Origin of the sequence: Caballeronia sp. PC1 (assembly GCF_021353155.1) — a bacterium.
Lineage (GTDB): Bacteria > Pseudomonadota > Gammaproteobacteria > Burkholderiales > Burkholderiaceae > Caballeronia > Caballeronia cordobensis.
This window is the reverse complement of the sequence record NZ_JAJUBH010000001.1, coordinates 1,735,728-1,747,213: the sequence shown is the minus strand read 5'-3', so window position 1 is coordinate 1,747,213 and position 11,486 is coordinate 1,735,728. Positions and strand designations below refer to the sequence as shown.

Annotated in this window: 14 protein-coding genes; 4 read left to right on the top strand and 10 right to left on the bottom strand. The window is 63.5% G+C overall.

Annotated elements, in window-relative coordinates:
• Positions 1-158: 158 nt before the first annotated feature.
• Positions 159-1,265, top strand: coding sequence for an FUSC family protein (locus LY284_RS08415; protein WP_014190866.1), 1,107 nt, complete (start codon positions 159-161; stop codon positions 1,263-1,265).
• A gap of 17 nt (positions 1,266-1,282) precedes the next feature.
• On the opposite strand, the gene LY284_RS08410 is transcribed toward LY284_RS08415, so the two are convergent.
• The 7 genes from LY284_RS08410 to LY284_RS08380 form a co-directional block, all read right to left on the bottom strand.
• Positions 1,283-1,711: a VOC family protein gene (locus LY284_RS08410; protein ID WP_014190867.1), complete on the bottom strand. Its 429-nt coding sequence runs from the start codon at positions 1,709-1,711 to the stop codon at positions 1,283-1,285.
• Positions 1,712-1,909: 198 nt separating this feature from the next.
• The gene (gene tal, locus LY284_RS08405; RefSeq protein WP_014190868.1) at positions 1,910-2,863 is read right to left on the bottom strand and encodes a transaldolase; all 954 of its coding nucleotides are present in this window, start codon (positions 2,861-2,863) and stop codon (positions 1,910-1,912) included.
• Between the two features lie 217 nt (positions 2,864-3,080).
• Positions 3,081-3,323: a hypothetical protein gene (locus LY284_RS08400; protein ID WP_041730234.1), complete on the bottom strand. Its 243-nt coding sequence runs from the start codon at positions 3,321-3,323 to the stop codon at positions 3,081-3,083.
• Positions 3,324-3,395: 72 nt separating this feature from the next.
• Positions 3,396-4,592, bottom strand: a complete 1,197-nt coding sequence (locus LY284_RS08395) for a benzoate/H(+) symporter BenE family transporter (protein ID WP_014190870.1) — start codon at positions 4,590-4,592, stop codon at positions 3,396-3,398.
• Positions 4,593-4,602: 10 nt separating this feature from the next.
• A complete protein-coding gene (locus tag LY284_RS08390; RefSeq protein ID WP_014190871.1) occupies positions 4,603-5,778 on the bottom strand; it encodes a VWA domain-containing protein in 1,176 nt (391 codons plus the stop codon).
• Positions 5,779-5,803: 25 nt separating this feature from the next.
• Positions 5,804-6,394, bottom strand: a complete 591-nt coding sequence (locus LY284_RS08385) for a GNAT family N-acetyltransferase (protein ID WP_014190872.1) — start codon at positions 6,392-6,394, stop codon at positions 5,804-5,806.
• A gap of 3 nt (positions 6,395-6,397) precedes the next feature.
• Positions 6,398-7,240, bottom strand: a complete 843-nt coding sequence (locus LY284_RS08380; RefSeq protein WP_014190873.1) for a MoxR family ATPase — start codon at positions 7,238-7,240, stop codon at positions 6,398-6,400.
• Between the two features lie 397 nt (positions 7,241-7,637).
• Between LY284_RS08380 and LY284_RS08375 the strand changes: the two genes are divergently transcribed.
• Entirely contained in the window at positions 7,638-8,003 is a 366-nt protein-coding gene (locus LY284_RS08375) for a c-type cytochrome (RefSeq protein WP_014190874.1), read from the top strand.
• A gap of 45 nt (positions 8,004-8,048) precedes the next feature.
• Positions 8,049-8,429, top strand: coding sequence for a c-type cytochrome (locus LY284_RS08370; RefSeq protein ID WP_014190875.1), 381 nt, complete (start codon positions 8,049-8,051; stop codon positions 8,427-8,429).
• 84 nt (positions 8,430-8,513) lie between these two features.
• On the opposite strand, the gene LY284_RS08365 is transcribed toward LY284_RS08370, so the two are convergent.
• The 3 genes from LY284_RS08365 to rsxB form a co-directional block, all read right to left on the bottom strand.
• Positions 8,514-8,945: a DUF1841 family protein gene (locus LY284_RS08365; RefSeq protein WP_014190876.1), complete on the bottom strand. Its 432-nt coding sequence runs from the start codon at positions 8,943-8,945 to the stop codon at positions 8,514-8,516.
• Positions 8,946-9,007: 62 nt separating this feature from the next.
• On the bottom strand, positions 9,008-9,652 hold the full coding sequence (nth, locus tag LY284_RS08360; protein ID WP_014190877.1) for an endonuclease III: 645 nt from the start codon (positions 9,650-9,652) through the stop codon (positions 9,008-9,010).
• The gene (gene rsxB / locus LY284_RS08355; RefSeq protein ID WP_014190878.1) at positions 9,649-10,512 is read right to left on the bottom strand and encodes an electron transport complex subunit RsxB; all 864 of its coding nucleotides are present in this window, start codon (positions 10,510-10,512) and stop codon (positions 9,649-9,651) included. Before rsxB ends, nth begins: the two co-directional genes overlap by 4 nt.
• Before the next feature lie 271 nt (positions 10,513-10,783).
• Between rsxB and LY284_RS08350 the strand changes: the two genes are divergently transcribed.
• Entirely contained in the window at positions 10,784-11,416 is a 633-nt protein-coding gene (locus LY284_RS08350; RefSeq protein WP_014190879.1) for a TetR/AcrR family transcriptional regulator, read from the top strand.
• Positions 11,417-11,486 lie beyond the last annotated feature (70 nt).

The following is an 11,486-nucleotide window of genomic DNA, read 5'->3' as shown; positions in this document are numbered from 1 at the left end:
CGCGTCGGGCAGCCGTTCGACGCGCGGCCCCAAAAGCTGGTAAAACGCCCGTAGCAGCCGAATGGCCGTTACGGGCGTTTCGTTTTCTTTTTCGTTTCGTTTTCGTTTTTCGACCGCCTTCGTTGTGAGGCGTGTGTCTTCACCGACGCGAGCGAACCATGCTTTCACCGACATCGACGTCAGCCCGGCGCAGCCAACTCGCGCGCCTTCTGCACTGGATCGCCTCGCCGTATTTCCGCTACCGGCACGCGGCCCTGATCCACGCGGTGCGCGTCGGCCTCGCGATGGCCGTGTCGATCGCCGTCACGACGGGCATCGACATGCCGCACGGCGTGTGGGCGTCCGTTTCGGTGCTCGTCGTGATCGGCGGCTTGCAGCACTACGGCAACATCCGCAAGAAGGCGGCGGAACGCGCGGTCGGCACGATGCTCGGCGCGTCCTTTGGTCTCGTGCTCATCATCGCGCAAATGCTCACCGGCTCGTCGATGGTGTTCTTCGTGCTGATGTGCGTGATCGCGGGCGGCTGCGCCTACTACGCGATCGGCAAGGCGGGTTATGTCGCGCTGCTCACGGCGATCACGATGGTGATCGTCTCCGGCCACGGCGACCTGCCGCTTTCCACCGGCCTGTGGCGCACGGCAAACGTGCTGATCGGGGTCGTGATCGCGCTCGGATTCTCGTTCGTGTTGCCGCAGTACGCGACCTATTCGTGGCGCTACCGTCTCGCGGACAATCTGCGCGAATGCGCGAAGCTCTACGGCGCCCTGCTCGACGGCACGCCGCTTCTCGCGGAGGAGTCCGCCCAGCGCTTTTTCAAGATGAGCCAGCGGCTCGTGCAGTCGAGAGGGCTGATGGAATCGGTCTCGAAGGAAACCGACGTGTCGATGGCGCGGCTCGAAGAAATCCAGCGGCTGCACCGCTCGATTCTCGCGGCGCTGGAGTTGCTGGTAGGCTCGATGCCCGAAGCGGCGGGCGCATCGCCGGACCGTTTCGCGATCGCGTGCACGCCGCGCGAATACACGGTGCGCCAGCAACTCCTGCAGATGGCCCGTGCGTTGCGCTTCGGGCGCGTGGGCTTGCTTTATCGCGCGGTGGAGTTATCGCCGCTGCCGCCGCCGCACATCGACGAGAAGGCCAGCGACGCGACGCAGGGCATGCACTGGCTCGCGATGCGTTTCGTCGAGCAGGTGGAACGCTTGCGGCTGCGTCTGTCGGAAATCGAGCGGCAGTGGAATATCGAAGGCGCGCGGCCGCTTGGCGAGTAAGGGTTCGTTGACGAGGTTCAGGCGGCCTGAACTTCGTCGGGCTGCACCACGTTGATGAGCCAGGGCACGCCGAAGCGATCCGTCAGCATGCCGAAGCCTTGCGTCCAGAACGTGTTTTGCCACGGCGTGAGCACGTTGCCGCCTTCGGCGAGCATGTTGAAGATGCGCTCGCCCGCGGGCGCGTCGTCCGCGGCGATCGACAGCGTGAATCCGGAGTAGTCCTTGCGCGGCTGGCCGTAGCGGCCGTCCGACACCATGATCGCGTTCGGTCCGACGTGGAACACCGCGTGCATGACCTTGTCCTGCCAGTCGGGCGGGGCGTTGCCGCCGTCGGGCGCATCGCGGAAGCGGACCAGCGCGGCGATCTGCGCGCCGAATGCGGCCTGATACAGTTCGAGCGCCGCGGCGCAGTCGCCGTTATAGAAAATGTAGGTATCCAGTTGCATGACCGAACGGCTCCGTGCATAGAAAGCGGACATGCCGCCAGAGCACGGAAGTCTATTGCAACGCGATGCCGCATTGACTCGGAATTAGTCAAATTGCGTCACGAAGAAGCGCAATGAAAAAAACCGCAAATCGAAACCTTGCGTAGGCTCGATTTGCGGTTCTGTCCGTGGACTTTCAGACCATCGGATGAGGACGATTTACTGCAACGAGGTGATCAGCTTTTCGAGCTTGATCGCGTCGGCGGCGAAGGTGCGGATGCCTTCCGCGAGCTTTTCGGTCGCCATTGCGTCGTCGTTCACGAGGAAGCGGAAGGTCGGCTCGTCGACGCCGATTTTCTCCACGTTCTCGTTCTTGACGTTTTCCGGCGAGAGCTTGCGCTCCACCTTGTCGTTACTGTCGGCGAGCTTCTTGAGCAAATCGGGGCTGATCGTCAGCAGATCGCAGCCGGCCAGCTCGGTGATCTGGCTCACCGTGCGGAAGCTCGCGCCCATGACCTCGGTCTTGTAGCCGAACTTCTTGTAGTACGAGTAGATGCGGCGCACCGACTGCACGCCCGGATCGTTCGCGCCGCCGTTCTTCGCTTCGTCCCATTCAGCGCCGGCGGACTTCTTGTACCAGTCGTAGATGCGGCCGACGAACGGCGAAATGAGTTGCGCGCCCGCTTCGGCGCATGCGACGGCCTGCGCAAGCGAGAAGAGCAGCGTCATGTTGCAGTGGATGCCTTCCTTTTGCAGCACTTCCGCCGCGCGGATGCCTTCCCACGTCGATGCGAGCTTGATCAGCACGCGATCGCGGCTCACGCCCGCGTTCTCGTACAGCTTGATGATGTCGTGCGCCTTGTCGATCGAGGCCTTCGTGTCGAACGAGAGGCGCGCATCCACTTCCGTCGAGACGCGGCCCGGAATGATCTTCAGAATCTCGGTGCCGAACGCGACCAGCAGATTGTCGATGATCTGCGGCATCGGCTGCTTCGCGTGCTCCTTGACGGTCTTTTCGAGCAGCGGCTTGTAATCGTCCTTCTGGACGGCCTTCAGAATGAGCGACGGATTGGTCGTCGCGTCCTGCGGCTTGAATGCGATGAATTGCTGGAAGTCGCCCGTGTCGGCGACGACGGTCGTGTATTGCTTGAGCTGGTCGAGAGCGGATGTCATGTCGAGTCTGAGACGCGATGCGCCTTGTCAAAGTGCGGTCGTAACCCGCGGATTGCCCATGAATGCGACGCCGCGCGGCGACTTCGTTCGCGCGGCGCGCCCCTGAATGTCATTCCCTCATTCTAGTCCCGAGCGCGGCGAGCGCGCTGAGTGCGTGTGAATCCGTTTGAACCGGTGCCGCGCGCTGCCGGTTTCGACCGGGCGCGCGAGCACGCGTTCAATCGGCGGCGTAGGCGAGCTCGTGCCAGCGCCGCACCGTGCCCGAGCCGAGCTGGCCGCGCGCGAACCGCATCTTGCGGACCTCGTCGAGCGCGTGCGCGTCTTTCGCGGCGTCGCCGCAGCTCATCTTCAGCACGACGTCCTGCACGTGCCCGGCGTCGTCGAGCAGCACGCGCACGATCGTCTTGCGTTTCTGGGCGCCGGGCGCGCTGCGCGCGAGCAGTTTATCGATCAAAGCCATGACGGAATACCACCAACCTATGACAAAAATCCGGCCGGAAATTCGGGGCCGATTCCGCCATTGTAGGCTGCCTCAGGGTCGCCGCGCGTTGAGCACGACATGCGTCACGATGCCCGCGACCAGTCCCCAGAACGCCGGGCCGATCGACAGCAGCGTCAGGCCCGAGGCCGTCACCATGAAGGTGACGAGCGCGGGCTCGCGCTGGCGCGCGTCCTGCATCGCGTTGGTGAGGCCGCTCATGATCGAGCCGAAGAGGGCGAGCGCCGCGACGGACACGACGAGCTCCTTCGGAAAGGCCGCGAACAGCGCGGCGATGGTCGCGCCGAACGTGCCCGCGATCAGATAGAAGATGCCGCACCAGACGGCCGCCGTGTAACGCTTGTCGCGATTCTCGTGCGCTTCGCGGCCGGTGCAGATCGCGGCGGTGATGGCGGCGAGATTCACGCCGTGCGAGCCGAACGGCGCAAGCACGAGCGAGGCGATGCCGGTGGTCGAGATGAGCGGCGCGGAGGGCGTCGCGTAGCCGTCCGCGCGCAGCACGGCGAGTCCGGGCACGTTCTGCGAGGCCATCGCGACGACGAAAAGCGGCACGCCGATGCTGATGGCCGAGGCGAGCGAGAACGCGGGCATCGTGAAGACGGGATGCGCGAGCGCGACATGAAAGCGCGAGAAGTCGAGCAGCCCGAGCCCGCCCGCGACCGCGACGCCCACCACGAGCGTCGCCGGAATCGCGTAGCGCGGCGTGAAGCGCTTCGCCGTGAGATACGCGAAGAACATCACGAGGACGAGCGCCGTGCGATGTCCGGCGGCGCGAAAGATTTCGATGCCGATCTCGAACAGGATGCCCGCGAGCAGCGCGGCGGCGATGCCCGACGGGATGCGTTTCATCAGCGTGTCGAACCAGCCGGTGAGGCCGACCGCGGTCAGCAGCACCGCGCAGACGATGAACGCGCCGATCGCATCGGCATACGCGACATTCGGCAGCGACGAGACGAGCAGCGCCGCGCCGGGCGTCGACCACGCGACGACGACCGGCGCGCGGTAGCGCAGCGACAGGCCGATCGTGCAGACTGCCATGCCCATGGAAAGCGCCCAGATCCAAGATGAAATCTGCGCGTCGGTGAGATGCGCGGCCTGACCCGCCTGGAACATGAGCACGAGCGAACTGGTGTAGCCGGTCATCATCGCGACGAAGCCGGCGACAACCGTGGACAGCGACGTGTCAAAGAGAAAACGCGGCGCGGCGGGCGCCGGAGCGGATGCTTTCATGTCGAGTTTCTTATTTGGACAGCGCGCGCATCGCGGCTTCGAGGCCGGCCATCGTGAGGCCGTACATGCGGTTGCCGAGGACGTTGCGGATCGCGGCGATCGACTGCCGGTATTCCCATAGCCGCTCGGGCTCGGGATTGAGCCACGCATGATGCGGAAACTGATCCGCCAGACGGCGCAGCCACACCGCGCCCGCCTCGGCATTGTTGTATTCGACGGAGCCGCCCGGCTGAAGCACTTCGTAGGGACTCATGGTGGCGTCGCCGACGAAGATCAGCTTGTAGTCCGGCGTGAACTTGTGCAGCACGTCGAAGGTGGGCGTGCGTTCCTGATGACGGCGGCGATTGTTCTTCCACAGATAGTCGTACACGCAGTTGTGGAAGTAGTAGAACTCGAGATGCTTGAACTCGGCCTTCGCCGCCGAGAAAAGCTCTTCGACGCGCTTGATGTGATCGTCCATCGAGCCGCCGACATCGAGCAGCATCAGCACTTTCACGTTGTTGTGGCGCTCGGGCACCATCTTGAGATCGAGCCAGCCCGCGTTGGCGGCGGTGCTGCGGATCGTGTCGGGCAAATCGAGTTCTTCGGCCGCGCCTTCGCGCGCGAAGCGCCGCAGACGCCGCAACGCGACCTTGATGTTGCGCGTACCGATTTCCACCTGATCGTCGTAATCCTTGTACGCGCGCTCGTCCCACACTTTCACGGCCGTGCGATTGCCCGACGATTCACCGCCGATGCGAATGCCTTCCGGGTTGTAGCCGCCATGCCCGAACGGCGACGTGCCGCCCGTGCCGATCCACTTGTTGCCGCCTTCGTGACGTTCCTTCTGCTCGTCCATCAGTTCCTTCAGGCGCTCCATCAGCTTGTCGAGGCCGCCGAGCGCCTCGATGCGCTTCTTTTCCTCCGCCGTGAACTCGCGGTCGAGGCGTTTTTTGAGCCAGTCGAGCGGAATGTCGAAGGCTTCGTCGGGCAACTGCGTCACGCCGTGGAAGTAGGCGCCGAACGCGCGGTCGAACTTGTCGAAGTATTTCTCATCCTTCACGAGCGTCATGCGCGCGAGGAAATAGAACTCGTCGAGCGATGGCGAGATCACCCGCGCCTTCAGCCCTTCGAGCAAGGTCAGATATTCCTTGACCGAGACGGGCAGCTTCGCGTCGCGCAGCGAGTAGAAGAAGTCGATCAGCATGGCGCGCTCTCCATCGTGACGTAGTTCAGCGGTCGAGCCGGTAGTTGAGATTGGCGCGCACCGCCGGCCATTCCGACTGGATGATGGAAAACACGACGGTGTCGCGCAAGACGCCATCGCGGCCGATCTGATGGTTGCGCAGAATGCCGTCCTGTTTCGCGCCGAGCCGCGCGATCGCCGCACGCGATGCGTGATTCATGAAATGCGTGCGGAACTCGACCGCGATCGCGTTCAGCTTCTCGAATGCGTGCGTGAGCAGCAACAGCTTGGCTTCGGTGTTGAGCGCGGTCTTTTGCATGCGCTTCGCATACCACGTATGGCCGATCTCCAGCCGCCGGTTCGCTTCGTCCACCGCGAAATAGCGCGTCGAGCCGACGATGTCGCCCGTTTTCGCATCGATGACCGCGAAGGGATGCGCGCCGAGGCGGTCGCGCATGTCCAGCGCGGTCTCGATATAGGCGCGCGTCTTGTCGGGCGAGGGCACGAAGGTGTACCAGAGCTTCCACAATTCGCCGTCGCTCGCGGCGGCCGTCAGCGCCTGTTCGTGCTCGTGCGTGAGCGGCACGAGCTTCACATGTGCGCCTTCCAGCGTGACGGGTTCGATCCAGCGGCTCATTGTCTAGCGATGGTTGCGGTTCATGAAAAGCAGCCGTTCGAAGAGCGCGACATCCTGCTCGTTCTTCAGAAGCGCGCCGTGCAGCGGCGGCACGATCTGCTTCTGATCCGACGAGCGCAGCGCTTCGGGCGGAATGTCTTCCGCGAGCAGCAGCTTGAGCCAGTCGAGCAGTTCGGAGGTCGACGGCTTCTTCTTCAGCCCCGACACCCCGCGCAATTCGAAGAAGCTCTGCATGGCCGCGGCCAGCAGTTCCTGCTTGATGCCGGGAAAATGCACGTCGACGATCGCTTTCATCGTCTCGGCGTCGGGGAACTTGATGTAGTGGAAGAAGCAGCGGCGCAGGAACGCGTCCGGCAACTCCTTCTCGTTGTTCGACGTGATGATGACGAGCGGCCGATGCTTCGCTTTCACGAGCTCGCGCGTCTCGTAGACGTAGAACTCCATGCGGTCGAGCTCACGCAGCAGGTCGTTCGGAAATTCGATGTCCGCCTTGTCGATCTCGTCGATGAGCAGCACGCTTTGCTGGTCGGAATCGAACGCCTGCCACAGCACGCCCTTGACGATGTAATTGCGGATATCCTTCACGCGTTCGTCGCCGAGCTGCGAATCGCGCAGGCGCGATACCGCGTCGTATTCGTAGAGGCCCTGCTGCGCCTTGGTCGTCGATTTGATATGCCATTGCAGGAGCGGCATGCCGAGCGCGCCCGCCACTTCTTCTGCGAGCATGGTCTTGCCGGTGCCGGGCTCGCCCTTGATGAGCAGCGGCCGTTGCAGCGTCATCGCGGCGTTGACCGCGAGCTTGAGATCGTCGGTTGCGACGTATTGCGATGAGCCTTCGAAACGCATGACGAAGATCCGGTTGGCAAAAAAATCCCAGTATAAGTCAGAAGACCTTTCGGCATTGAGGCCCGCCGGGTATCGTTTGAGCCGCTCCATCGGCGGGTGGCCGCATGCGTCGGGATGCGATTCTAGCGAGCGCGCAGGCGGGCTCGTCGGTTGTACAGGGACGAAATGTCGCAGGCCAAACCACTGCGTTTCAGCCGGTTCCCATTGCCAGCAAGGCTTCCGCGCGGTTCGTGTGTGGACGGAGGGTAGGTCGCGCGGTACAATTAGCGCGATTTTTTTGGCCTGCGTGGCGACAGACCCTGCAGCAGCAAACAGTCCCGAGAAGGTTGTAGCGCGCTCGGCGCGGGCCACGGCCTTTTGAGCGCCGGATTTCCCCTCAAGCCAGGTTAGAAGAGCTATGAACAATTTCGTCGGCAAATGTGCCGTGATTGCAGCGCTGTCCGGTCTCGCCGGCTTCGCGACCGAGGCGTCGGCCGACGTCGTCGGCAACGCGAAGGCTGCGGAGGGCAAGGTCGCGATGTGCATCGGCTGCCACGGCATCCCCGGCTATCGCACCGCGTACCCCGAGGTCTATGAAGTGCCGATGCTGGGCGGCCAGAACGCGCAGTACATCGCCAATGCGCTGCATGCCTACAAGAAGGGCGACCGTCATTTCGACACGATGCGCGCCATCGCGACGACGCTCTCGGATCAGGACATCGCCGATATCGCCGCGTACTACGCTGCGCAGACTCCCCAATCGAAGAACAATCCCGACAAGTAATCCCGGCGTCGAAGCACGCCAGAGCGACAAGGGGAAGGAGAATTCATGAAGCCCTCCAAGGCACTTCAAAGCAGCTTCAAGGCAGCATGCGCGGCAGCGGCGCTGATCGGCATGACGTCGTTCGGCGTGGCGCACGCGGCCGACGTGAGCAACGGCAAGGCGCTCTCGGACAGCCACAACTGCGCGGCCTGTCACGGCCCCGGCCTCAACAAGCCGGTGAGCGGCGAGTATCCGCGTCTCGCGGGTCAGCATGCGACCTATATCTACTGGGCGCTGCGCCAGTATCAGATCGGCGGCAACAACCCGAACTTCGGCCGCAACAACGCCATCATGGCGGCGCAGGTGCAAAGCCTGTCGCAGAGCGACCTGAAGGATCTCGCGGCTTATATCGAATCGCTCGACGGCAGTCTCGTGCTGAAGAAGTAAGCGCGCGTCTTTCGGCCCGGCCGCAGACAAACGAAACACCCCGCTCGAAGCGGGGTGTTTTGCTTGATGGGCCGGTTTCGATGCTCAGTCGCGCGAAGCACGCCGCTCGATCAGGGCGAGATAGGCGTCGGTGTCCGGCGGCGTGCCCGAGCGCTGCGCTTCCCAGATCACTTGCCCGAGGCAGTCCATGATGGCGTGCTGTGCGTCGTGCGGCGAGCCGAGCCGCGCGACGAGCCTGTCGTGCGCCCGGCGGATGCCCGGCGGCTGATCGATCGACAACTGCTCGCTGATCGCCAGATGCATCGACAGATGCAAAAACGGATTGGTCTGGCCGCGATCCGGCGAGTAATCGGTGTCGCGCGCTTCGGGGTTCGCGAGCGCGTCGTGATATTCGGGATGCTCGCCGATCCAGTCGGCGGCCATGCTTTCGAGCGGCGTCAGGATTTCGCCGGCGCGCTCCTTGCGCCACGTCTCGGTGAAGAACTGGCGAACTTCGTCGCGGCTGGGGTTGAACATAAGGTATTGATTCGATGCGGGTTTCGTAACCCGCTATTGTAGACTGCGGCGCCGCGGGCCGCTCATTCCACCGGCGCGGGCGTCTTCGGCCGGTATTCGCAGAGCGGCTCGATCGCGCAATGCCAGCACTCGGGCACGCGCGCCTTGCAGACATAGCGCCCGTGCAGAATGAGCCAGTGGTGCGCGTCGTGCAGGAACTCCTTCGGCGTGAATTTTTCGAGCGCGGTCTCGACCGTGCGCACGTCCTTGCCGGGCGCGAGCCCCGTGCGGTTCGCGACGCGGAAGATGTGCGTATCGACGGCGATCGTCGGATGCCCGAACGCCGTGTTCAGGATGACGTTCGCGGTCTTGCGGCCGACGCCCGGCAGCGCTTCGAGCGCTTCGCGATCGTCCGGCACGTCTCCGCCGTGTTGGTCGATGAGAATCCGGCACGTCGCGATCACGTTCTTCGCCTTCGTGCGATAGAGCCCGATGGTGCGGATATAGTCCGAGACGCCTTCTTCGCCGAGCGCGAGCACCGCCGCCGGTGTGTTGGCGACGGGAAACATCTTGCGCATCGCCTTGTTCACCGAAACATCCGTGGCCTGAGCGGAAAGCATCACCGCGATCAGCAGTTCGAAGGGCGTCGTGTATTCGAGCTCGGTCGTCGGATGCGGATTCAGGCTTTGCAGCGTTTCGTAGATGGCGCGGCGCTTGGTGGCGTTCATTCGTGGCGTTGATTTTTGGCGTTCACGTTGGCGGAGCGCTCGCCCTCGCCGGGATGGGACGCGTTTTCGCCGTCCGTCAGTCCGAGCCGGCGGCGGCGCGCCTCGGCCGCGTCGATCTGCGCCTGAACATCCGTGCTGACATGCTCGGTGTTCTTCGGACCCGCGCCGAGGCTGGCCATCTCTTCCTTTTTCTTGCGCGCACGTTCGAGCGCGGCCTGGATGATCGCGCGCTTCTTCGCTTCGGGATCGTCCTGCGCGGCGGGCGCTTCGGGCTTTTCCTGTGCTTTGGATTCGGCCTGCGAGCGCGACGCCTGGCGCGCGTTCGCCCGCGCTTCGGCCGCCGCGCGCTCGCGTTCGAGGCGCGTCATGCGGCGGTCATGCCGCGCGCGCGCGGCATCGGCTTCCTCCTGGCTCCATGCGTCCCAGCCGATGCGCTGGCCGGTCACGGGGAGCATCGCGATGCAATCAACCGGGCAGGGCGGTACGCACAGATCGCAGCCGGTGCACAGTTCGGCGATGACCGTATGCATCTGCTTCGCCGCGCCGGCGATTGCATCGACCGGGCAAGCCTGCATGCACAGCGTGCAGCCGATGCACACGTTCTCGTCGATGACGGCGAGCGGGCGCGCGCGCTCCTCGCCATGTGTCGTGTCGAGCGGGATCACGGGCTTGTCGAGCAGCGCGGCGAGGCGCGCGATGCCTTGCGCGCCGCCGGGCGGGCACTGGTTGTAGTTCGCCTCGCCCGCGGCGATGGCTTCGGCGTAGGGACGGCAGGCCGGATAGCCGCACTTGGTGCATTGCGTCTGCGGCAGCAGGTCTTCGATGCGCTCTGCGAGCGTTCTGGAAACGGTGGCGGTCACGGGGAATGGCGATGTTGCCTTGGGGACTGGCGCGGCATGGCGCGCTCGGCTTTAACCGTCATTATCGCCGAAGTCGTCAACGGTCGTGCCGAATGTCTTTCAATCCTAATTGCCAATGTTCGTTCAATGTGCGCATAATCGAAGTGCTTTTCCGTTTGACCGCAGGACGGTGTTTCCCAATTAACCAATGGGCAGCGCCCGTTCACGTCATGTACCCCATTGCGGGCCGCGTGACGCTAACCCGGCAACGCGGCTCCCGAGTCATGCCATCATGAATCAGCCGAAAATCAAAAGAGATCCGGAAGGCACCCGGCGCCGTATTTTGCTTGCCGCCGCAGAGGAATTCGCGGCCGGTGGGCTGTTCGGCGCTCGCGTCGATCAAATTGCGCGCCGGGCGGAGACCAATGAGCGCATGCTCTATTACTACTTCGGTAGCAAGGAGCAGTTATTCACGGCGGTGCTGGAACACGCGCTTGCCGCGCTCGTCGACGCCGAGCGCACGCTCGAACTCGACGGCATTGCGCCCATCGAAGCCATGACGCGCCTCGCGCATTTCGTCTGGGATTATTACCGCGACCATCCCGAGCTGTTGCGGCTCATCAATAACGAAAATCTGCACGAAGCGCGGTATATCAAAGGATCGAATCGAATACGCGAGCTGATTTCGCCTATCGTCGCGACGCTCACGGCCATTCTCGATCGCGGACAGAAGGCAGGATTGTTTCGCACCGATGTCGATCCGCTCAAGTTCTACATCATTCTGTCGGGGCTCGGCTATTACATCGTCTCGAATCGCTTCACGCTGGAAGCCACTTTCGGTCTCGACTTCAGCGAGCAGGGGCAGCGCGACCAGATCGTGCGGATGAATACCGAATTGCTGATGGCGTATCTGACGCGCCGCTGATTCGCGAAGTTCGCGCACGCGTTGCCGGAAGAAAAAACGTCGCGCCTTTTGCAGGGCGCGACGTTTTCAT